Raw genomic sequence first — 21,394 nt, forward strand, 5'->3', positions numbered from 1 at the left:
ACAAAGGCGTCTGCCGGACAAAACCGGCAGACGCCTTTCTTTGTGCAGAAGTTCACACCCGCGCCGCACCCTTTTCCAGAATCTTATCGAACCGGGCAAAGAAGGTGATGGTGGTGATGGTGGCGGCCAGAATGTCGCTGACCGGCTCGGCCAGGAACACGCCGAACACGGCGTCCGGCAGAAGGTGCGGCAGAATGAAGATGAGCGGGATGAGCAGGATGATTTTGCGCAGGCAGGCCAGCAGCAGGCTGACTTTTGCCTGCCCCAGCGCCATAAAGCTCTGCTGGCAGCCGATCTGGAAGCCCATGGCGAAAATGCCCGCCATGTAGATGCGCATGGCCCATGTGGTGTAGGCGATCAGCGCGGCGTCCGAGGTGAAGATGCCTGCCACCGCCCCCGGCAGCAGCATCATTGCCAGCCAGAACAGGCAGGTGTAGGCCCCGCACAACGTCAGCTGGAAGCGGAAGGCCTCTTTCACGCGCTCCTTTTTGCCCGCGCCGAAGTTGAAGCTCATCACCGGCTGGCCGCCCTGGCAGACGCCCTGAATGGGCAGGGTGCACAGCTGGGATGCACTGGTGATGACCGTCATGGCACCCACGGCAACGTCGCCGCCGTACCGCGCCAGACTGGAGCTGAAACTGATGGAAAGCAGGCTCTCGGTGGAGAGCATCACGAAGGACGAGATGCCCAGCGCCATCACCGGCAGGATGATCTGCCGTTCCGGCTTGAGAAAGTCCTTGCGCAGGTGCAGGATGGTCTTTTTGCCGGTGAGGAATTTCAGGATCCACACCGCGCCCACGGCCTGGCTGAGCACCGTGGCAATGGCCGCGCCCCGCACGCCCAGCCCGAACCCAAAGATCAGGATGGGGTCCAGAATGATGTTGATGACCGCACCAATGACCGTGGTGAGCATGCTGGTCCGGGCGAAGCCCTGGGTCGTGATGAAGGGGTTCATGCCCAGCACCACCAGCACGAACACCGAGCCCAGAATGTAGATGCGGCTGTAGGAAAGCGCATAAGGCAGGGTGGCGTCGCTGGCGCCGAACAGCCGCAGCAGCGCCGGGGCCCCCGCGTAAAAGCCGATGGTGAGCACCACCGCAAAGAACAACAGCACGGTGAAGCTGTTGGAGATGATCTTCTCCGCCTGCTCCTTCTCGCCCTGCCCCAGCGCAATGGCGGTGCGCGGCGCGCCGCCCGCGCCCACCAGCATGGCGAAAGCGTTCAGCAGCATCAGGATGGGAGTGAACAGCCCCACGCCGGTCAGCGCCGCTGCGCCGATGCCCGCGATGTGCCCGATGTAAATGCGGTCCACGATGTTGTACAGCAGGTTCACCACCTGCGCCACCACGGCCGGGATCATCAGCTGCAGCATCAGCTTTTTCACGTTCCCGGTGCCCATATCCTGTTTTGTCTGTGCCATGGAATGTGTCTCCTTCTGCGTCATAGAATAAAAGAAAGGGCATCTGCCCTGTTTTGCCCATATACTTTATTATAAACGGACCCGGCGCAAAATGGTAGCACAAAATTGCAGTGGAAAAGGTTTTTTGCCCGCAGGGGCCAAAATTTCACAAAAAAGCTGTTCTCTGGCCGAAGAATATGGTATAATCATGAAAAATAGCCAAGGAGGGCGAATCATATGAATCGTGCGGATTTGAAACAGCGTGCAAAGGCACAGCTGGGCGGAAGTATTTTTGGGTCGGTGTGGCTGTATGCCGTGCTGGTCTTCTTCATCAATGCTCTGATCCAGTTGGTCGGCGGCCAGATCCCGCTGCTGGGCCGAGTGGTGGGCCTGCTGCTCACCGGCCCGCTGAGCTACGGCATCGCCAAGATGCTGCTCAAGCAGAGCCGGGACGGCCAGGCCATGAACGTTGCGGAGATGTTCGATGGCTTCAAGGATGACTTCGGAGGCAACTTCCTGCTGCACCTGCTGATGTCCATCTTCATCGCGCTGTGGTCTCTGCTGCTGGTAGTGCCCGGCATCATCAAGGCTCTGGGCTGGTCCATGGCCTACTACATCAAGGTCGAGCACCCGGAGTACACCTGGAAGCAGTGCCTGGATGCCAGCACTGCCCTGACCAACGGCCACAAGGGCGATCTGTTCGTGCTGCACCTGAGCTTCATCGGCTGGTACTTTGTGGGCTCGCTGTGCCTGGGCGTCGGCACCCTGTGGGTGATGCCCTATCATCAGGCGACCCTGACCCAGTGCTACCACTGGCTGAAGTCCCAGCAGTACAGCACCTACCGTCCCGGCGGCGCTGTCTGAGCGAAGACCTGAGAACAAAAAAGCAAAGTGAAATGCCGCTGCAGCCCACACGCCGCAGCGGCATTTTTGCGCCCCGGCCCACCCGGCGCGCAGCAAAAAACGGTTGACGGGACCTGCCTTTTTTGCTATACTGTAAAAGCTACAATATGGAGATGTATCGAAGTGGTCGTAACGAGAACGACTCGAAATCGTTTTGTCCTTAATCGGGCACGTGGGTTCGAATCCCACCATCTCCGCCAGAGCCGTCAGCGTGAAGAAAAGCGCTGGCGGTTTTCTTTTTGCACAGTGTAGTGAAGTTGCTGGTGGGATGAGAACAGCCCGTGCCCGGCGCTTTGCGTCCCGCCGGGCAAAAACAGCCCAGTGGGCTGTTTTTAGGGCGCGGGAGAACCCACCATCTCCGCCAGAAGTCGCAGATTCAAACGAATCTGCGACTTTTTCTTTTGCGTCAAGCAGAGAAAGGCCGCTTTTGCCTCATCACAGTATGCTTTATACACGAACGATAAATCCATAATTATTTGGGGAACTTGGATTCTCCCAAAAGGTTCGCAATGACCCCAGCAGACCCCTGTTTGCTCTTGTAATCGAGATGTGCGTAGATGTCAGCGGTGGTAGAAAAGGTGCTGTGCCCCAGCCATTCCTGAACCTGCTTCATAGATACGCCGTTCATCACCATCAGGCTGGCGCAGCTGTGGCGCAGATCGTGGAAACGGATGTGCTTCAGCCCGTACTTGGTCAGCAACCAGTCGAAGTGCTCCGTCACGAAGTTCGGGCGGATCAGCTTGCCTTCCTGATCGGTGCAGACGAAATCCAGATACTCAGTGCTGTAGCTCTTCTTGAACAGCTTGCGGTAAAGCTGCTGCTTTTCCTTCTGCTTCAGAAGTTCTTCTTCCACAGCCGGGATCAGCGGCAGGGTGCGGCAGCTGGTCTTGTTCTTCATCACATCGCTGACCACAGGAACGTACTTGCCGTTCACCAACTGTTCCGTCACCTTGTGATTGATGGTGATGGACTTGCGCTCAAAGTCGATAGACGACCACTTCAACCCCAGCACCTCGCTGCGGCGCAGACCGTAGTAGGCCGTGATGAGGATGCACAGATGCAGGGGGTCATCCTGCGATACTTCAAGCAGCTGCTGGACTTCATCCTTGGAGTAGAAGTTGGGACGGAAGCTGTTCTTCTTCGGGCGGTCAACTTTCAGCATCGGGTTGGTTTCCAGATAATCCTTGCGGACGGCATCCTTGAACGCTTTGCCGAAGATGGCGTGGTAGTGAATGACCGTGTTGGTAGTGTAGCCCTCCAGCAAGATCTTCTCCTGAAACTCATCCAGCACCTGCGGTGTGACCTCGCACAGCTTCAAGCCCAGCGGTTCAAAATACTGCGTGATACGCCCGGTGATCATCCGATTGTAGCTGATAAAGGTTGCAGGCTGAATGGATGCCTTATGGACTTGCACCCACTCGTTGAGATAGTCCAGAAACAGCATCTCCGACTTGTTGACGGGTTGGAGGGGCAGCGGCAGGGGCTTGGCGGTTTTAGCATCTACTTTTTCGTAGGCTCCGCCCCGCCCTGTGGGCAGCTCCCCAGTCTCATCATAGTGGAGCAATACTTCCCGGAGCATGGATTCCGCCTTGCGCTTGTTGCCCTGGACGGTCAGACCTGTGGAGATCCACTTGATCTTCCGCTTACCGTTGGCATCATAAAGATTGACCACGAAATAGAAACGTCCATTTTTCTCTTGGACAGACCCTGTAGTTTTCATCATAAACCTCCTTTGGGTCAACAGGCGTGCTGTCCGTTGCTGCACCCACAGCATACCACATCCAGCGGCGGATTTCCAGCCGGGAAGGTGCTCTGTCCGGTGAGCAGGAACTCAATCACGCTCAGCTTCGGGATACGGTAGGTACGGCCGATTTTAAGCGCAAACAGGCGGCGGGAACGGATCAGTTCCCCGACCGTGTGGCGGTTCAGACCAAGCATCTCCGCAGCCTGCTGAAGGCTGACGGCATCGGGGTAGCCGGGAAACATCTGGGAATAGGCATTGTTAAACTTCATAGGCACTCCTTCAGCATAAGTAGTCTAAGGTCAAAAAGTGTGTTACCTGCGGTTATATCCTTTGCAGCAAAGCTGCGGTCAGGTGGCAATGTAAAGAGAGCTGGCAGTAGTTCCAACTCCCCCATCGCAGATAAGTTCAAACCCGTCTGCGTTAATAAGTTAAGGTCTCCCATATTGGTCCTCGACTTCCCTAGGAGTGGGGAATCGTCCGGCGGCGGGCTTGCACCGCACCATTGGCATTTCAGCCACCCCGTCTTCGTTATGACCGGGCTGCGAGTTACAGAAGTACCTTTTGTGAAGTACCGGACGATTGAACTATTCTGTTTTCAAAGGACGGAGTTTTATAGAAAATCTTCGGAATTTGAGGCTTCCGAAAAATTGTCCCTCTACTTACGAGCCATCGAAAACGGCCAAAAAGTAGCCCGAAAAAGAAATTTGTTGAAAAGTTTTTGGAAAATATAGTTGAAGTGGCTGCTTGATTAAAATAACATTGATCCATGGGCGACCGATGGAGGACGGAACTTTGCAACATTGGCAGTGTCTGAAGTTGAAAGTGGTCTTGAAAAAGATGCCCTACACTTGGTAGGCGTCGAGAACGCCTGTTTCATAGCATCGAAGGGGAAATTATAATTGAATTGTAATTCTTGAAGCCGAATCTCCACTTTTGAAAAAGTCCTCTCACTTGGTAGCCGACGAAAAAGGGCAAAAGACAACCATGTTTTTGAGAATTAACAAAAAGGTCACAAACGACTGACCTTCAAAGAAGCGTTTCTACTATTAACAGAAAAAGCGGCCTAAAATGGGGGGTGTTGACGTTGATTTTTTTGCCTTCATTGAAGGTTGAGAGCGTTCCCTCACTTGGTAGGCATCGAGAAAGGCTCGTTGACAACCTTTATTTTGAAAATTAACAGAAAGTTAACAAAACAAGATGCGCTGAACAAGAAACAACCGCCGCTCACTCCGGGAAAGAGTGAGTGGCGGTTGCAATATCAAATTTTTGATTCAGAAAATCAGACGCTCGCTAAAATATCTGTCAGTGTGGCGACAAATGCTTCATCCTGCTCCTTCGTCCGCTTTGGGCTCCCCTTGGGGTGCTTTCCGGCACGGAGGAGCTTTTTGTTTTCATAACGCCGCAACAGGAGAGCGTCTATATTATCAGCGGTGTATTCCAGACCATTCTGGTTCAGCACCCGGGCGCACTTGGCAAGGCACATACTCGCCAGCCCGTAGTCCTGCGTCACAACCACATCTCCCGGTTTTACCCGGTTGACGAGAGCAAAATCCACGCTGTCCGCTCCTTTGTCGAACACCAGCGTCTGCGCACCTTCCCGCTCAATCTGGTGAGCGGTGTCGCACAGGATGATGACCGGAACGACAAACCGCTTTGCAATCTGCAAAGTCAGATCGACGACCGGACAACCGTCTGCATCAATCAAAATGGTCATGTGTGTTCCTCCATCGTCCACCGAAAGGCTTTCGCGGTACGCAAATCAGCGTCCTTAAAGTGCCCGCCGCTGTTCCATTCAAGCGTGCAGTCTGTGCCACGCTCTGCAAGTCGGCTGTGCAGGGTGCGGATATTATCCCCCACCGCAGCCATGACGGCGTTTTTCGTGTGTTCCTCCTTGTCGCCAAGGCTCAGATAAATGTGCTGTGTTTGCATCGGGTGCTGCTGTTCAAACTCCATCCAGCCCGGAAACCATACAGAGGGCGAGGCGGCGGCGACACCGTAGAACAGATCAGTCTGGGTGGATGCCCACAAAGCAAACAGTCCAGCCAGTGAGTAGCCACCCAGAATGATTTTGACGTTTTCCGGGAGAGGATACTGCTGCTTCAGTGTGAGAATGACCTGTTCCGTCAGAAAGCGCAGGGTGTCCCCAGCTTTGCCGCCAAATCCTTACTTTCCCCATACGGCAGGGGCTTCCCACGGGGAAAGTGCATCGTTCCAGCTTTCCACGGGCACGGCCACAAACAAAAAATTCCAGCTGCTCTGCGCAATAGCAGCCACTTTATGGTCTATGCTTTGCAGTTCATGTTCGCCTGTCATTTTGAGCAGCAGGTATTCTGCATGGGGTTCGCCGTAAATGCGGCAAGATCGGTTCCCGATTAGCATTGTCTGTGCGGTCACTGCGGCATCCTCCCGAAAAAACTTTGATAAGCCCAGTATAGCAACTGAAAAATCATTTTGCAATTCAAAAGGCGTTCATAGCCGTAGCAAGCAGGGTCTTCGTATATACAAAGACCATTTTGCGTTGCAAAATGCTTGTTGGGAAATCCCAAACCCTTTCAGATCTGCACCGTACCGATGCAGGCTGCGCGTTTTTTGCAAAACGCTTTTTTGATGCGTCGTAGGAGTGCGCAGCTATCACGGAATCGTGATGGTCGCAGGGCTTGGGATTGCATCCCAACAAGCAAATGAACACGGCAGAATTTTAATTCTGCGTGTGAATTTGGCCTTTGTGCACACAGAGGCCCTGCTTGCTGAGGTTATGCTGATTCTGAAATTGAAGGCCAGTAAATTATACAAAAATCCAAATCCACGATACAAAGATAAAGATGAGATATGTTTTTAAACTTAGCAGCCATTTCGATGATATAGGTCGAATTACTGGAAACTTTTATTATTATACGTTTGTGCCACAAAACAAGTTGAGTTGGCAGTCGTTACCATAGATGCGCCCAATATTATATGTCTTAATAATCGTGTGCATCTATCATTTTCTTGCTTTTTCTAACCAAATATGCTATTATTATAAACAACGCTGTCGAGTGTTGGAATATGCCTTGGCAGTATGGCTATAACAGACCGAATGCTCTGCCGGAAGGCAGAGCATTTTTTGTATATCGATAAGGAGAAGGTATTTTATGGCAATCAGTTATAAAAGACTCTGGAAACTGCTCATCGACAAGGACATGAAAAAGAAGGACTTATGTGTAAGAGCTGGCATTAGCCCGGCTTCAGTTACTAAGATGGGAAGAAACGGTCACGTTACCACGGAGATTCTTCTAAAGATTTGCATAGCACTGAATTGCCAAATCGAGGACATCATGGAAATTGTGCCAGATGAAAAATAAACGCATTATTGTAAATAGATAAAATTCGAAAATAGAACAATCCTGTGTGGATTGAGGTAAGGCGAGTGGAAAATATGTTTCTGACAACAAAAGAGATTGCTCTAAAATGGGGTGTCTCTGCTACTTGGGTTACAGTGCTTTGTAAGAAAGGAAGAATTGAAGGGGTTATACGTAAAGGCAATAGATGGTATATTCCAGAAGATGCAAAGAAGCCCAATGATAGAAGATCTTGTAAAAGTACACAGATTAAAGCCCGATTTAGATTTATCGACCTGTTTGCTGGAATTGGTGGTTTTCATCAAGCTATGAGATACCTCGGCGGCGAGTGTGTAATGGCAGCTGAGATTAACGAAGAATGTAAAAAAACATATCGACTTAATTACCATACCGAGGAGAAAGAACTACGTGGCGATGTGACAAACATCCAACCCGAGACAATTGCGCCTTTTGATGTTTTGTGTGCGGGATTTCCTTGTCAACCTTTCAGCAAGGCTGGTGCACAAAAAGGTTTTAAAGATAAGACTAGAGGAAACCTGTTCTATACGATTATGGATATCCTTGATGGACATCCTGAAGCAAAGTTTATTATTCTTGAAAATGTTCGTAATTTAGCTGACAAAACTGAAAACTGGGATATCATCACCTCAGAATTAATGCGGCGCAATTTTTATATCACGGAAGAACCTATTATACTCTCTCCCTCTGATTTTGGGATTCCTCAGATTCGAGAACGAGTATATATTCTTGGAATCCGAAAAGACATTAGAAATGAGAAGATTCTAAGCAATGGCTTCATTCATAAAAATGATCTTCAATTAGAAAAGCATTTCAAAAAATGTAAAATGGGGGATGCGTGGACAATTCTTGAAGATAATGTGGAGGATACGTATGTGATTCCTGAGGAACAGGAGCATATGATTTTAGCTTGGGATGAGTTCCGAATTGAAACTGGAATAAAGGTGATTGGTTTTCCAATTTGGATTGATAGCTTTGGTGTTGGGATAGACGATGACAATGAAGTGTTTCGTGCACAAGGATATGATGATATGCCATCATGGAAGCAAAAATTTTTGAGGCATAACAGAAAGCTTTATCTTGATAATAGAGTTTTTATCGATAAATGGATACGCAAATATGATATGCTCAACAAAATTAAACTCTACAAGAAATTTGAATGGAATTGTGGGACAGATGTTACAGATATTCGTGATTGCTTAATCCAGATTCGGCAATCTGGTATTCGTGCAAAACGGCCAACATTTTATCCTTCGCTTGTCGCAATAGTCAACACTCCGATAATTTGGGATAAAAATAAAGGACATTTTAGAAGGATTACTCCAAGAGAAGCTGCGAATCTGCAAAGTTTTCATGGTGGCTTTAAATTCCAAGGAACAGATGCAATCCAATATAAGCAACTTGGAAACTCTGTAAATGTACGAGTTTTAAAAATTTTGGGTGAAAGTTTATTTGCATTGGCTAATAATGGATGGGATGGTGAATTGGATGGCGAAACGCATTAATATTCGACCAACAACCAGTGTGTATGCTACCTACAAAAATATAAGATATGATCCATGGACTGCCATAGCGGAATTTGTAGACAATTCAACGCAAAGCTATTATGACAATACTGAAAAACTTAATTCAACTAAATATTGGAACGGCCTTGCCGTTGACATTGAATACAAGAGAGACAAAGTAAGCGGCGATCACCTTATCATAAAAGATAATGCGTATGGTATGGATTTTCGAGATTTTCAGCGGGCAATTATGTTGGATAGTCCGCCGAGAAAAAAATCTCGCAGTGAGTTTGGAATGGGACTAAAAACCGCCGCATGTTGGTTTGGAAAATGTTGGAGTGTTGAGTCTGTTGCACTGGGCTCTGGCGTGAAATATAAAACTACTGTAGATGTCGAAGCCTTGAGCAAATACAAAAACGAAGAAATCACCGTGGAAGAAATTCCGTGCAGCACAAAAGATCATGGCACAACTATCACTATTTGGAATTTGAATCGCACACTTTCTGGAACACAAATCGGAAAAACTAAAGACCAGTTGAGGGGAATGTATCGAACAGATTTGCGTTCCGGAAAAATCAAAATTCTATATAATGGTGTTGGACTGGTTTATGAGATGCCTAAAATACTCACCGAGATTTTACCCGACGGAAAAGAGAAAGTATGGGAAAAAGATATAGATATTTCTTTTGATTTTAATGGTGAAACCAAGCGTGTTTATGGGTTCATTGGTCTTTTGGATGAAGGTAGTACATCAGGTGCAGGTTTTACACTTATTCGATATGGTCGTGTTATCGTAGGTGGTTACGAAAATGGATATCGGCCTGAAGAAATATTTGAAAAGTCCAACTCCTATGTCTATCAAAGACTCTTTGGAGAACTAAATCTTGATGGATGGAGAGTGACGCAAACAAAGGATGCGTTTGATTTATATGGTGGTTTGGAAGATGTATTAATTGAAAAATTAAAAGCCGAATGTGAAGATTATAGAAAAAAGGCTAAGGAATATCGTAAACGCCCTAAGGCTTCGATTAACACAGGAATTGAAACCTTAGTAAATACTTTCTCCAATGCTGGTATTATTGATGATGTGGTGGTTACACCGATCCCTGAGGATGTTAATGTAGAGAGTTCGAAGACGGCTATTAGTCAGTCAAACATAAAGCCGACTACTAAAGTTGAACTTGTACCAGATCCTACAGACATTGAAGTTGAGGGCGATAGAGGAAAACGTATTGTCTTTTCCTGTAACGGTAAACAGTATATCTTTAATTTTATTTTGAAAAAAGATGATCCTGATAGTCGATGGCTCAATATTGCAATGAGTGGAGATGAGTATATTGTTGAATGGAATATTCGCCATATGTTTTTCAAGCCATATATTAACGATGAACATTTTTTAACCATCATGGAGCAATTTACATTTGCGCTTGCTTTATCTGAAATTGAGGCTATGCGTCTAAGTGTGGATGGAAAAATTGATCCTAGTAGCATCAGAATGAGGATGAATGAAACACTTAAAGCTGTAATTAAGGAGGGACACTAATGAGCGATAGTATTGAAATGAATTACTATGAGCCGGAAACAACTACATGGACCGTTAATCTTGATGGACGATATATGTCTGCTGTACAGAACTATTTATTGGCGGACGGAATCCCTCTAGAAGGTGTTACGAGGATTGTTTCAAATGCAGCTCAAACCCTTTCGTATTGTCCTTATCCGGAAGGAAACGGCACATGTCAAAAAACTGGCATTGTAATTGGAAAAGTTCAGAGTGGTAAAACTTCGAACTTCATTTCAATCACAGCACTAGCTTTTGATAATAATTATGATATTGTTATCGTCTTTGGCGGAACAAAGAAACCTCTTGTTAAGCAAAATCGAGACCGGATAAAAGAGTATTTTGAAGCAACCAAAGATGTCCTCGTTTTGGACACAACAGATTTTAAAGACCAGTTGACCGCACAAAAAATGCACCAATTCAATAAGATGAATAAGAAAGTTGTAGTGGTTGCACTCAAAAGTCCAACTCAGATTAACTACATTGCGGACAATATTTTTTCTGATCCTACTCTGGCAGAAAAACCGGTTCTAATTATTGACGACGAAGGTGATGAAGCGTCTTTAAATACACTTGTGAAGAAAGGAAAAAAGAGTTCAACATATAAAGCAATCGAGAATTTAAAAGCTCGACTGAATCGGCATTGCTTTTTGTCTATTACGGCAACGCCGCAAGCAAATTTGCTGATTGATACATTGGATGTCCTCTCGCCAGATTTTGGTGTACTTGTTGATCCGGGTAATGGATATTGTGGCCTCGATGTGTACCATAGTGATAATAAGTATACAAAGAAAATACCGGATAATGAAACCTCCCTGCTGGATGACGGCATTCCACAATCGTTTATTGAAGCTATTTCGATGTTTTTTGTTGCCTGTGCAATATACAAAAATCGTGGTATGAAGCCAGGAGACAAATTATCTATGCTGGTTCATCCAAGCCAGTTGAAAGCAGATCACGAAAAAGTTTTTAATAAGGTTGAGGGTTTAATTAATGACTGGTGCCAAAAATCCGAAAATAAACGAGATATCGCTTATGGTTCTTTGAAAAGAATACTAGTTGCGGCATACTGTGAATACGAAAAAGCGGGAGTTCAAGGTCTACCTTCTTTTGATTCGTTGGAAGATGATATTATTCAAGCGATGAATGTGTGTGGTAGGCATAAAGTAAACGGTGACAGTGTTCCCAAAGGTGCAGATGAGATATATGACTATAATATTTATGTTGGTGGTACCATGTTGGGACGTGGCCTTACGCTCAAGGGACTCGCAATTACGTATATTATTCGAACTGCAAAAGGTGTATCCACAGTGGATACTGTTCAGCAGAGAGCCCGTTGGTTTGGATATAAGATGAAGTATCTGGACCTGTGTAGAATATTTGCTGTAGGAAAAATTATTAGAGAATTCCAAGAAATCCGAGACCATGAAGAAGATCTCTGGGAAACGGTACGAGCAGCCAAATGTCAAGGAACAAATTTTAAAAATATGGCTCGAATTTTTGCGCTCAGTGATGACTTGAAAATGACTCGTAGTTCGGTAGCCAAAACGGAAAATTATACCTTCAAGTTTTGGAATAAACAAAGAGAATTTCAAGACGTTCAAGAATATATTGATAGTAATAAGGCGATTTTGGCAACAGTACGCGCGGAACAGAAAGACCAAATTAAAGTCGAACGATTTGGTGATGGCGCACCGTTTGTGATTGTTCCTAATATGGACTTTGACTATGTGAAAGAACGCATTTTTGATAAATTCTGCTTTGCTGCAGGAGAAAAATTCAATCAGTCTGTTATTAGCAAACTTGACATACTACTCAAACGTAAAAATTTGCAACCGAAAGTTGATATTATTTGGATGAGAGATGGAACTTTCTCAGAGCATTCTATTGACTGTGGACATATTCCTAATTATAGTGTTGGCCGCCGCCCAAAGAGTCTTGAAAAACCTCCAGTATATCTTGGTGATGATTACCAGTTTGTATCAGAAGATACTATGCAACTTCAAATTCACGAAATTCGAGATACGATTACGAATATTGATAGTCCAACATTAGCATTTTATATTCCTAAAAGTGTAATTGAAAAATTGACAAATCTGGTAATTCAAGCATAACGAGGTGCTAATGTGGATATAGTTGAAACTTTCCAAAATCACTTTGGAAGCGGGAATGCAAGTACCCATGACTTTACACTTGTAGAGTACAGGCCGAACTTTTTTATTGGGATAGATAAGTTTGACCACGTTTGTGTTGTTGTTAAGTCTTCAGGTCTTCACAGATTTCCAATCAAATACAAAACTCAAAAAATAAGTATCGAGTGCAATATGAAAGTTTGTTATGAACTGAATGGAAAACCGTATGATGACACGGTTCACATTATTCGGTGCTTATCTGAAGTTAAACGAGAAAAATATATATTTCTGGAACTTTCGATGGTTTTAATACAGGAGGGCGATAAATCTGAAGAAGCTATAATAGAAACGTTTAATATTTTGCGTACATTTTTCAATGATAAAAAAGAACTTTCGGATAATGAATTGATTGGGCTATATGCCGAATTGTATACAATTTGCAGTTTTCATGAATCATTGGAAATTGAAAAATACTGGCAGTCGAGAGACCGTATGAAATTTGATTTCTCAATTTCAGAGAAAGTGAAACTTGAAGTTAAAGCAACAGTAAAGAACATACGGACACATCACTTCCGGCATGAGCAGTTAATGACAGAAGTATATGATATATTTGTTTTGTCATATCTGTTGCGTTATGACGATGAGGGACTTTCATTGTTTGAACTACTCATGTCTTGTAAAAAAATCATGGCGAACGATTCAAGAAAATTGCTGCGTATTAACTATGTGTTGAAAAACGTAGAAGAAAGCCGCCTTAAGCACCTGCGATTCAACCGTGCTTATACAGAGGCAAATCGGCATATCTATCGTGCAGCGGATATTCCCAAGTTCAGAGAGAACACGCCTCGTGGTGTGGCGAATGCCGAATATGATTGTGTCTTGGACAATGTGGAATTCATAGAGGACGATTTATTTATCGATATTGCCAAATCAAATTCTGTGGGGGCTCAAAATGTTTAAGACATATGATTTGTTTGACCATCGGAACATAAATGACCTTGTCCCAGAGATTATTTATTATTATTTGTTTCAAGGGCTTAGTCTTGCAGCTATTGAGTACAAACTATTTAGGACAAATGATTATCATGGCTGGCTAAGTAAAACCTTTCTGAATTATTACGGAATAGATACCGAAAAAGATAATAAAGGAATTTTTGCCGATAGAAGTGTCCCGGAAGTGGTAGAAGAACTTTATAAAAGTTCTAATATTGCGCATGTGCGAGTTGCAAAATTACTGAAAGAAAAGTATTTGTAATTACGACATTAAATTCACGGTTCTACGTCACATTTTAAGGTCCAAACGAAACGTCCAAGATATTGGAAAGTCCACAGGTCGGATATAAAATCCAACCTGTGGACTTTATTGTTTTGTTCTTAAATTTTAGAGTTCAAATGCTCTACAAGTTTCCAAACCGTTGTCAACGGATTGCTCTGCCGTGAAATCGGTTCGAGAACCTGCTTCTGAACTTGGTCTGCACGAGCTTTCGCTCTCTGAATCGCAGTTGCCTGCAAAGGCTTCAAAACGTCAAAGTAATCCTTGTTTTTCTCATACTCAGGAAGTCTGCCCGGCTGTTTCAGCAATCGAATTAATGCTTGGCAATCTTCAACCTCTGTCTGCTGATTTACAAAATGTAGTAGGAACCACAGCTCAAAGGATGGATTGGAGTAGGCCAAATGATAGCCTTCCTTTTGAGCGGACTGTTTGGCGCGCAGAAGTACCTCGTTAGAATTATCGTCACGGTCAAAGACGCACCAGATGGAATCGCCTTCATCGGGATAGTAGGGATTGTTGCCCATAGTGGCTTTGGCTTTCTGCACAAGCCTGTCGGCAGATTTATACTGAGAAGAAATCGGGATGATGTCGATGTTACAGCCCCGACTTCGGAAATGCTTGAAATACCGAATCTCGGTTTCACTGCCTTCGCAGATGAGGTATACGACAGGATTTCGCTTTCTGGTTCGGGCGGGTTTGCGGCTGAGTTCTTTTATTCTGCCCATACTGCATTCCCTCCAATGAATGGGATCGCCCCATACCGGCCTTGCAGATAGCCTTTGGCGATGTTCTCACCTTTCCGGGGAGAAAACTCGGTCAGGGCATAAATATCGGTCTGCATGGTCTTTTCGTTCTTCTCTGCAAACCAGATCTGATCGCGCCGCAGCAACGTCAGGTCGAGAAGTCCGGTATCGTGTGTTGTAAAGATGAGTTGTGCATGGTTTGTATTGATAGCGTCATCCTGCACCATCTCGATCAGATGCCTTGTCAGCAGCGGGTGCATACTGGATTCTATCTCGTCTACTACCAAAACAGAGCCGGATTCCAAAGCCGCAAGCCACATACCGATGCGAGAGAAGAAACGCTGTGTCCCAACAGATTCCTGACCCAACGGGAGCCAGAACCCCTCAGAAGCGCCATCTTCGGCATCGAGAATGTGCAGTGCGGAGATGATAGGCTCTTCCTTGGAGCCTGTAATGCGGATGTCCTTGATACCGAGGTCTGCATACAGCATTTCATGCAGGATACGGCTCTTTTCAGAGCCGCCCTGCCGGATGGCAGACAATGTAGCATCCAGCCGCATTTCGGTTCCCATAAAGCCTGTCAGTTTTTCAAAGAACCACAGATACGCCTTTTCAGTCTGGGGGCAGTTCCACTCGTTGGAGCTGGACAGGTAAAGCCGGTTTTCTGCGGTGCGTCCGGCAAGGGTAAGCTGTTCCTGAACATTCTCGCGGAACTGATAACCATTGCCTTCTCTGGAAAAAACCAGAGCCTCCCGGCCGTTGGGCCAGTGATAGAGATATTCGGTCAGGACTTTGGACTTGTCAAACGAGAACCCATAGGCATACTTGATGCCGCCATAAAAATAGATGGCTTCAAAGCTGGTCGGCTGTGTAGGCTGGTCGGTGAAAGCAAACGGTTCTTGCGGAAGGAACTCACCTTTCAGCAACTTGGCATACCGCCCGCAGACCATCTCGCGCATGAGCAGGAGGGCATGGAGAACATTGCTCTTTCCAGCTGCATTTGCGCCGTACAGTGCAAGCACTGGCACAAGCTGTTTCTTCTCGTCCGGCGAAATCAGGCAGTCGGACAGACTTTTATCTGTGGATGCCTTCATGCTAATGACGGCGGTATCCCTGATGGAACGGTGGTTCGTGACAGAAAATTGAAGCAGCATCGCAAAACCTCCCAAGTGTTTTCTGGGTTCAGTATACTCCATTCTTGGCAGAAAATCAAATTTTAATATTGATATTTGCGGAAAATATTCAAAATCAAGACATAAAATCGTGTCTAGGCGTTTTTGATGCTGAAACAGAAACATGAAAAACAGTTGAAATCACTCTGCATACACGATTTCCCTCACCACCACCTCCTCTGCCTGCGCTTTCAGCCCATTCATGTGCGCCACCCAGAGAAGCTGTGCGCGCTCTTTGTCCGGCGCGGGGTACTTGTCTAACAGAGTGGTCATTGTGCGTTCCAGCCACTTGCAGGCCGTTTTCTGGACATCCTGCAAATGCGGCCAGAGCGTACCGTTCAGCAACATCCGGTTGTACAGCACAGGACGCTGAGTTTTGAGATAGGCCAACCGCATCCGGCCATATTTGCCCAGCGGTTCGGAATCATCGGTCTGCGGCAGGGTGAGCAGGGGCAGCTGATACTCCCCAGCCTGTGCGTAATGGATCTCGGTGCGGACAGTGTTCGTGTTCTTCATGGAAATTCTCCTTTGCATTTTCAACGCGTTTTGCGGCCTTTGTGGAAAACGACGCTCACTTCTTCCGGCTCTGTGCGGTCAGCCAGTTGCCCTGCGCCTGATAGTAGTGCTCCATCGTGGTGGGGGCGTTCAAGATGGTGGTGCGCAGATAGGCCATGATGTTCTTGATGGGCTGGGTGGTGTTGGACATCACATCGAAGATGTACTCAACGTGCTGGCTGGTCAGCTTGTCCAGCCGCAGCCGGATGGCTTTAGTGGTCTGCGGCTGCTTGCCGACGTACTGGGTCTGCCGAGGACAGCAGTACATCTCCACAATGTTGTCCAACAACTCCTCCAACTTGTCGGGGTCGTACCGCTGGGCAAGAGTGTCGATCTCCAGCCGTTCCCGGAACTCCTCCCGTACCTGTGCTTCCATCTGGTCAAAATCCGCAGATTCGTCCGTCTGCCCTGATAGATTAGTACTTTGTCTTTTAGTATTTTGTTTATTAGTATTTTGTTGTGTTGGATTCTCCAACGTTGGAAAACCCGACATTGGATTTTCCGATGATGGTGAATTTGGCACTGGAGCAGGGCGTTTTTCAATCCGTTCTTTCTGCGGCAGTTCAAAGACTTCATAGTTGTAGTCAATAATGCGGCCACGGGCATCACGGACTTTGCTCCGACACAGATACCCGCCATCTTCCAGTTCGTGAACCGCACTTCTCACACTGTCGATGCCATCCCTGCACCCGGTTGTCAGCCCTTTCAGGCTGTAATCCCAATCGTCCGGCAGGGAGAGCATATAGGACAGCAGTCCCTTGGCTTTCAGGGACAGCCTCTTATCCTGCAGGTGGTGGTTGCTCATAACGGTGTAGTTGACGTTTTTATTGACGCGGAATGTTGACATGGCGGCTTCCCTTTCAGCCCAATGCGGGCAAGAGAAAACGCAGCATCTCCCGGCTTTCGGGAAACGCTGCGTTCAGACAGGGAAGCCTGCTGTGAGCTGGCACAGCAACGGCAGCACTGCATAATTCTAACGGACATCTAACACAACTACACCTGACATGCAGCCGCTGACGCCCCGTGTGAAAAAGGATTTTTCTAACGTCATTTCGCAAAAAACGGCTGATTTTCGCCTGCAAATTGTGGTGTGATGTGCCTTTTTGGAGGTTGCAAAAATGCCCTCAGCTGCCAATTACAGCCGCGAGGAACCAGCTTCATCCAACAATTTCAAAGACTCGAAATCGTTTTGTCCTTAACCGGGCACGTGGGTTCGAATCCCACCATCTCCGCCAGAGCCGTCAGCGTGAAGAAAAGCGCTGGCGGTTTTCTTTTTGCACAGTGTAGTGAAGTTGCTGGTGGGATGAGAACAGCCCGTGCCCGGCGCTTTGCGTCCCGCCGGGCAAAAACAGCCCAGTGGGCTGTTTTTAGGGCGCGGGAGAACCCACCATCTCCGCCAGAGCCGTCAGCGTGAAGAAAAGCGCTGGCGGTTTTCTTTTTGCACAGTGTAGTGAAGTTGCTGGTGGGATGAGAACAGCCCGTGCCCGGCGCTTTGCGTCCCGCCGGGCAAAAACAGCCCAGTGGGCTGTTTTTAGGGCGCGGGAGAACCCACCATCTCCGCCAGAGCCGTCAGCGTGAAGAAAAGCGCTGGCGGTTTTCTTTTTGCACAGTGTAGTGAAGTTGCTGGTGGGATGAGAACAGCCCGTGCCCGTGCGCTTTGCGCGGCGGCAAAGCATATACTGGAACAGTACGCCCACAGAGCAGGGGAGCTGCGCTGCGAAACGGGGCGGCGGCCGCGCTGGGATGCAAGTCTTTGGACAAAATAGACATAAAAAGAAAAGAATTTTCAGCACTTAAATCAGAACGCGTGCAGAAAAAACAAAAAATACTGACAGCTGCGCCGTCAAATAAGGACTTTTGACGCATTTTAATAGAAAAAAGAAAAAACCTCTTTCTTTTTTTGCAAAAATATGTTACTATTCTGTTACGGAACTATGGACAGCCTGCAACCAGAGGCGTCTGTAAACACAAACATTCTTTAAGGAGGAATGTGTCTTATGCTGAAGTATCTCCAGAAACTGGGCAAAGCTCTGATGCTTCCCGTCGCTGTGCTGCCGATCTGCGGCATCCTGATGGGCATCGGCTACGCTCTGGCTCCCGCTGTTATGGGTGCCGAGGGCGCAACTTCCGGCGCAGCATACACCGTCGGCTTCCTGCTCATCAAGGCAGGCGGCGCTCTGATCGATAACATGGCATGGCTGTTTGCCATCGGTGCCGCTGTCGGCCTTGCCGACAACGACGGTACCGCAGGTCTGGCCGGTCTGGTCAGCTTCCTGATGATGCAGCAGCTGCTGAACCCCGGTGTGGTCAGCGCTGTGCGCCACATCGAAGAAGGCACCGCTACCTACATTGCATACCAGAAGGTCGCCGGCAACTCCTTTATCGGCATTCTGGCTGCCGTCATCGGCGCTGCCTGCTACAACAAGTTCAAGGATACCCAGCTGCCTGACTGGCTGGCATTCTTCTCCGGCAAGCGCTTCGTTGCGATCGCTACCGGTCTGATCTCCATCGTAGCATCTGTTGTTCTGCTGTTCGTCTGGCCCGTCATCTTCGACGCTCTGGTCGCAATTGGCAACGGCATCGCTGGCATGGACGGCATCGGCGCTGGCATCTACGCTTTCCTGAACCGTCTGCTGATCCCCACCGGTCTGCACCACGCTCTGAACAACGTGTTCTGGTTCGACACCATCGGTCTGGGCGACCTGACCCACTTCTGGGCAGGTGAGACCAGCGCTGATGTGGGCTGGAGCCTTGGCATGTACATGTCCGGCTTCTTCCCCTGCATGATGTTCGGTATTGCCGGTGCTGCTCTGGCTATGGTCAAGACCGCTAAGAACAAGAAGGCTGCTATTGGTCTGGTCGTCTCCGCTGCCATCTGTGCATTCGTCTGCGGCGTTACCGAGCCCTTCGAGTTCGGCTTCATGTTCCTGTGCTTCCCGCTGTACGTTGTGTACTCCGCTCTGTACGGCATCTTCACCATCATCACCTACTACTCCGGTTTCCGTGCTGGCTTCTGCTTCTCCGCAGGCGCTACCGACCTGGTGTTCTCCGCTTCTCTGCCCGCAGCTGCCAAGACCTGGATGATCATTCCTCTGGGCATCGCAGCATTCCTGGTGTTCTACTTCGTGTTCTACTTCGCCATCACCAAGTTCGACCTGAAGACCCCCGGCCGTGAGGATGACGACGAGGAAGCTGAGAAGAAGGTCGTTCTGGCCAACAACAACTACACCGAAGTCGCTTCTGCTGTTCTGGCTGCAATTGGCGGCAAGGAGAACGTGAAGGACGTTGGTTACTGCGCAACCCGTCTGCGTTTTGAGGTGAAGGATAACACCAAGGTCGATGAGAAGGCTGTCAAGGCTGCCGGTGCTGCCGGTATCATCCGTCCCAGCAAGAACGCTTGCCAGGTCATCATCGGCACCAAGGTGCAGTTCGTGTACGACGAGCTGAAGAAGATGCTGTGATCCTGCACTTCTGAAAAGAATGAACTGCAAAAGTCTGGTTGATTTTGCAGTATGAACCGGGCCGCCGGGGGCGGGGTGCACAGCGCCCCCTCCCGGCGGCCCGCTTTTTATGCACAGCGGTACAATGTTCACACAAAAGGACTTTTGTAAAAACACCCGGCGTGCTATACTGGGTGAAAAGAAAAAAGAACGAGGTGTTTTGTATGATCCTTCAGAATGCACTGGTCTATACCCCGCGCCACACCTTTGAGCGCGGCACCATCGTCATCCGCAATGGCCGCATCGTGCCCTTTGCCGCCCCGGAGGAGGGCGAGGAGGTGCTGGACGCCGAGGGTCTGTACGCCCTGCCGGGCCTTGTGGATATCCACTTCCACGGGGCGATGGGCAAGGATTTCTGCGACGGCACCGAGGAAGCCATCCAGACGCTGGCGGATTTTGAAGCCAGCAAGGGCGTGCTTGCCATCTGCCCCGCCACCATGACCTACCCGGAGGAATTCCTGAACCATGTGATGGACGCCGCTGCCGCCCACAAAAACGGCAAGGGCGCCGACCTTGTGGGCATCAACATGGAAGGCCCCTTCATCAGCCCCAAAAAGGTGGGCGCACAGAACCCGGAGTATGTGCAGGGCGCAGACGCCGCCATGTTCCGCCGTTTGCAGAAGCGCGCGGGCGGCCTGATCAAGCTGGTGGATGTTGCCCCCGAGGAGCCGGGCAATCTGGACTTTATCAAGGAGTGCCATAACGAGGTGCGCATTTCCATCGCCCACACCTGCACCGACTACGACACCGCCGTCAAGGCCTTTGAGGCCGGTGCCACCCACATGACCCACCTGTACAACGCCATGCCCGGCATCACCCACCGTGCGCCCGGCCCCATCATTGCTGCCATGGAGCACGATGCCGAGGTGGAACTCATCACCGATAACGTGCACATCCACCCCGCCATGGTGCGGTTCACCTTCAACACCTTCGGCGATGACCGTGTGTGCCTGATCGCCGACAGCGCCATGTCCTGCGGTCTGCCGGACGGTCAGTACAGTCTGGGTGGACAGGCTATCACGGTCAAGGGACCCCGCGCCACCCTGACCGAGCACCCGGACACCATCGCGGGCAGCAACACCTGCCTGTACGACTGCATGAAGCGCGCCGTGCTGGAGATGAATGTGCCGCTGGAAAGCGCCGTGCGTGCCGCCAGCGAGAACCCCGCCAAGAGCATCGGTGTGGACGCCGACTACGGCTCTCTGGCCGCCGGGCGCTACGGCAATGTCATCCTGGCGGACAAGGAACTGAACATTCAGGCCGTCTACCAGAAGGGCACGCGCATCGTCTGATCGCCGGCAGCGCAGCGGGAGCAGCCCGGGCTTTTTCCGGGCTGTTTTGGCGGGCAGACGCCTTCGCGCAAAAACGACATCTTTCTTGACCCGCACCTGGCATTGCGCTATAATAAAGCTGGTTCCCGGTAGCAGCCGCAAGGTGCGCTGCCGGGGATGGGAGGAACGCATCGGCGCTCGTTGTGCATGGTTTTGCGGCCATGGAGCGCCGGTGGCGGCTGTCCGCTTGGATGGCTGAGCTTATTTTATAATAGGGGTA

19 protein-coding genes, 1 tRNA gene and 1 pseudogene are annotated in these 21,394 nt (G+C 48.7%); 10 read left to right on the forward strand and 11 right to left on the reverse strand.

Going from position 1 to position 21,394, the window contains the following annotated elements:
- Positions 1-52 precede the first annotated feature (52 nt).
- Complete coding sequence (locus CGS49_RS07210) at positions 53-1,420, reverse strand: MATE family efflux transporter (protein ID WP_097801192.1); 1,368 nt, start codon at positions 1,418-1,420, stop codon at positions 53-55.
- A 216-nt stretch (positions 1,421-1,636) separates the two neighbouring features.
- Here CGS49_RS07210 and CGS49_RS07215 point away from each other — a divergent pair, with 216 nt between their 5' ends.
- Complete coding sequence (locus CGS49_RS07215; RefSeq protein ID WP_097801193.1) at positions 1,637-2,263, forward strand: DUF975 family protein; 627 nt, start codon at positions 1,637-1,639, stop codon at positions 2,261-2,263.
- A 148-nt stretch (positions 2,264-2,411) separates the two neighbouring features.
- Positions 2,412-2,502 (forward strand) — tRNA-Ser (locus tag CGS49_RS07220).
- A 272-nt stretch (positions 2,503-2,774) separates the two neighbouring features.
- Here CGS49_RS07220 and CGS49_RS07225 read toward each other — a convergent pair.
- From CGS49_RS07225 to CGS49_RS14615, 5 genes and pseudogenes are all read right to left on the reverse strand, one after another.
- Positions 2,775-4,025, reverse strand: coding sequence for a tyrosine-type recombinase/integrase (locus CGS49_RS07225; RefSeq protein ID WP_097801194.1), 1,251 nt, complete (start codon positions 4,023-4,025; stop codon positions 2,775-2,777).
- Positions 4,026-4,039: 14 nt separating this feature from the next.
- Positions 4,040-4,315, reverse strand: coding sequence for a helix-turn-helix domain-containing protein (locus CGS49_RS07230; protein ID WP_097773038.1), 276 nt, complete (start codon positions 4,313-4,315; stop codon positions 4,040-4,042).
- Positions 4,316-5,325: 1,010 nt separating this feature from the next.
- Positions 5,326-5,760: a YaiI/YqxD family protein gene (locus CGS49_RS07240; protein ID WP_097801195.1), complete on the reverse strand. Its 435-nt coding sequence runs from the start codon at positions 5,758-5,760 to the stop codon at positions 5,326-5,328.
- Positions 5,757-6,185 (reverse strand): annotated as a pseudogene (locus CGS49_RS14610) (alpha/beta hydrolase-fold protein); the annotation flags it as partial. The gene CGS49_RS07240 and the pseudogene CGS49_RS14610, both read right to left, overlap by 4 nt.
- Before the next feature lie 24 nt (positions 6,186-6,209).
- On the reverse strand, positions 6,210-6,440 hold the full coding sequence (locus CGS49_RS14615) for a hypothetical protein (RefSeq protein WP_343215858.1): 231 nt from the start codon (positions 6,438-6,440) through the stop codon (positions 6,210-6,212).
- Positions 6,441-7,177: 737 nt separating this feature from the next.
- Here CGS49_RS14615 and CGS49_RS07255 point away from each other — a divergent pair.
- From CGS49_RS07255 to CGS49_RS13995, 6 genes are all read left to right on the forward strand, one after another.
- A complete protein-coding gene (locus CGS49_RS07255) occupies positions 7,178-7,387 on the forward strand; it encodes a helix-turn-helix domain-containing protein (protein ID WP_097801197.1) in 210 nt (69 codons plus the stop codon).
- Between the two features lie 74 nt (positions 7,388-7,461).
- Complete coding sequence (locus CGS49_RS07260) at positions 7,462-8,907, forward strand: helix-turn-helix domain-containing protein (protein ID WP_097801198.1); 1,446 nt, start codon at positions 7,462-7,464, stop codon at positions 8,905-8,907.
- Positions 8,891-10,450, forward strand: coding sequence for an ATP-binding protein (locus CGS49_RS07265; protein ID WP_179859048.1), 1,560 nt, complete (start codon positions 8,891-8,893; stop codon positions 10,448-10,450). The genes CGS49_RS07260 and CGS49_RS07265 overlap by 17 nt, the downstream gene beginning before the upstream one ends.
- Positions 10,450-12,582, forward strand: coding sequence for a Z1 domain-containing protein (locus tag CGS49_RS07270; RefSeq protein ID WP_097801200.1), 2,133 nt, complete (start codon positions 10,450-10,452; stop codon positions 12,580-12,582). Before CGS49_RS07265 ends, CGS49_RS07270 begins: the two co-directional genes overlap by 1 nt.
- 12 nt (positions 12,583-12,594) lie before the next feature.
- Positions 12,595-13,560: a PD-(D/E)XK motif protein gene (locus CGS49_RS07275; protein ID WP_097801201.1), complete on the forward strand. Its 966-nt coding sequence runs from the start codon at positions 12,595-12,597 to the stop codon at positions 13,558-13,560.
- Entirely contained in the window at positions 13,553-13,855 is a 303-nt protein-coding gene (locus CGS49_RS13995; protein WP_143405830.1) for a hypothetical protein, read from the forward strand. Before CGS49_RS07275 ends, CGS49_RS13995 begins: the two co-directional genes overlap by 8 nt.
- A gap of 119 nt (positions 13,856-13,974) precedes the next feature.
- On the opposite strand, the gene CGS49_RS07280 is transcribed toward CGS49_RS13995, so the two are convergent.
- The 5 genes from CGS49_RS07280 to CGS49_RS14000 form a co-directional block, all read right to left on the reverse strand.
- Positions 13,975-14,598: an RloB family protein gene (locus tag CGS49_RS07280; protein WP_097801202.1), complete on the reverse strand. Its 624-nt coding sequence runs from the start codon at positions 14,596-14,598 to the stop codon at positions 13,975-13,977.
- Positions 14,586-15,812, reverse strand: coding sequence for an AAA family ATPase (locus CGS49_RS07285; protein WP_242975406.1), 1,227 nt, complete (start codon positions 15,810-15,812; stop codon positions 14,586-14,588). The genes CGS49_RS07280 and CGS49_RS07285 overlap by 13 nt, the downstream gene beginning before the upstream one ends.
- A gap of 117 nt (positions 15,813-15,929) precedes the next feature.
- Complete coding sequence (locus CGS49_RS07290; RefSeq protein WP_242975407.1) at positions 15,930-16,304, reverse strand: TnpV protein; 375 nt, start codon at positions 16,302-16,304, stop codon at positions 15,930-15,932.
- 55 nt (positions 16,305-16,359) lie between these two features.
- Positions 16,360-16,719 carry a DUF6017 domain-containing protein gene (locus CGS49_RS07295; RefSeq protein WP_097801203.1) on the reverse strand — a complete coding sequence of 120 codons (360 nt, stop codon included), beginning with the start codon at positions 16,717-16,719 and terminating at the stop codon, positions 16,360-16,362.
- Between the two features lie 1,193 nt (positions 16,720-17,912).
- A complete protein-coding gene (locus CGS49_RS14000; protein WP_143405831.1) occupies positions 17,913-18,209 on the reverse strand; it encodes a hypothetical protein in 297 nt (98 codons plus the stop codon).
- Between the two features lie 131 nt (positions 18,210-18,340).
- Between CGS49_RS14000 and CGS49_RS07300 the strand changes: the two genes are divergently transcribed.
- Together CGS49_RS07300 and nagA are read left to right on the forward strand one after the other, a co-directional pair.
- Positions 18,341-19,804: a PTS transporter subunit EIIC gene (locus tag CGS49_RS07300; protein WP_097801204.1), complete on the forward strand. Its 1,464-nt coding sequence runs from the start codon at positions 18,341-18,343 to the stop codon at positions 19,802-19,804.
- A gap of 203 nt (positions 19,805-20,007) precedes the next feature.
- Complete coding sequence (gene nagA, locus CGS49_RS07305) at positions 20,008-21,135, forward strand: N-acetylglucosamine-6-phosphate deacetylase (RefSeq protein WP_097801205.1); 1,128 nt, start codon at positions 20,008-20,010, stop codon at positions 21,133-21,135.
- Positions 21,136-21,394 lie beyond the last annotated feature (259 nt).

This window comes from Faecalibacterium langellae (assembly GCF_002549775.1).
Lineage (GTDB): Bacteria > Bacillota > Clostridia > Oscillospirales > Ruminococcaceae > Faecalibacterium > Faecalibacterium langellae.

Excerpts from the sequence above, each read along its gene's own strand:
- CGS49_RS07270 (WP_097801200.1), top strand. The coding sequence starts at position 10,450 with ATGAGCGATAGTATTGAAATGAATTACTATGAGCCGGAAACAACTACA.
- CGS49_RS07295 (WP_097801203.1), bottom strand. The coding sequence starts at position 16,719 with ATGGAAGCACAGGTACGGGAGGAGTTCCGGGAACGGCTGGAGATCGAC.
- CGS49_RS07280 (WP_097801202.1), bottom strand. The coding sequence starts at position 14,598 with ATGGGCAGAATAAAAGAACTCAGCCGCAAACCCGCCCGAACCAGAAAG.
- CGS49_RS07265 (WP_179859048.1), top strand. The coding sequence starts at position 8,891 with ATGGCGAAACGCATTAATATTCGACCAACAACCAGTGTGTATGCTACC.
- CGS49_RS07285 (WP_242975406.1), bottom strand. The coding sequence starts at position 15,812 with ATGGAGTATACTGAACCCAGAAAACACTTGGGAGGTTTTGCGATGCTG.
- CGS49_RS07260 (WP_097801198.1), top strand. The coding sequence starts at position 7,462 with ATGTTTCTGACAACAAAAGAGATTGCTCTAAAATGGGGTGTCTCTGCT.
- nagA (WP_097801205.1), top strand. The coding sequence starts at position 20,008 with ATGATCCTTCAGAATGCACTGGTCTATACCCCGCGCCACACCTTTGAG.
- CGS49_RS07225 (WP_097801194.1), bottom strand. The coding sequence starts at position 4,025 with ATGATGAAAACTACAGGGTCTGTCCAAGAGAAAAATGGACGTTTCTAT.
- CGS49_RS07240 (WP_097801195.1), bottom strand. The coding sequence starts at position 5,760 with ATGACCATTTTGATTGATGCAGACGGTTGTCCGGTCGTCGATCTGACT.
- CGS49_RS13995 (WP_143405830.1), top strand. The coding sequence starts at position 13,553 with ATGTTTAAGACATATGATTTGTTTGACCATCGGAACATAAATGACCTT.
- CGS49_RS07300 (WP_097801204.1), top strand. The coding sequence starts at position 18,341 with ATGCTGAAGTATCTCCAGAAACTGGGCAAAGCTCTGATGCTTCCCGTC.
- CGS49_RS07215 (WP_097801193.1), top strand. The coding sequence starts at position 1,637 with ATGAATCGTGCGGATTTGAAACAGCGTGCAAAGGCACAGCTGGGCGGA.
- CGS49_RS07290 (WP_242975407.1), bottom strand. The coding sequence starts at position 16,304 with ATGAAGAACACGAACACTGTCCGCACCGAGATCCATTACGCACAGGCT.
- CGS49_RS07255 (WP_097801197.1), top strand. The coding sequence starts at position 7,178 with ATGGCAATCAGTTATAAAAGACTCTGGAAACTGCTCATCGACAAGGAC.
- CGS49_RS07230 (WP_097773038.1), bottom strand. The coding sequence starts at position 4,315 with ATGAAGTTTAACAATGCCTATTCCCAGATGTTTCCCGGCTACCCCGAT.
- CGS49_RS14000 (WP_143405831.1), bottom strand. The coding sequence starts at position 18,209 with ATGCGTCAAAAGTCCTTATTTGACGGCGCAGCTGTCAGTATTTTTTGT.
- CGS49_RS07210 (WP_097801192.1), bottom strand. The coding sequence starts at position 1,420 with ATGGCACAGACAAAACAGGATATGGGCACCGGGAACGTGAAAAAGCTG.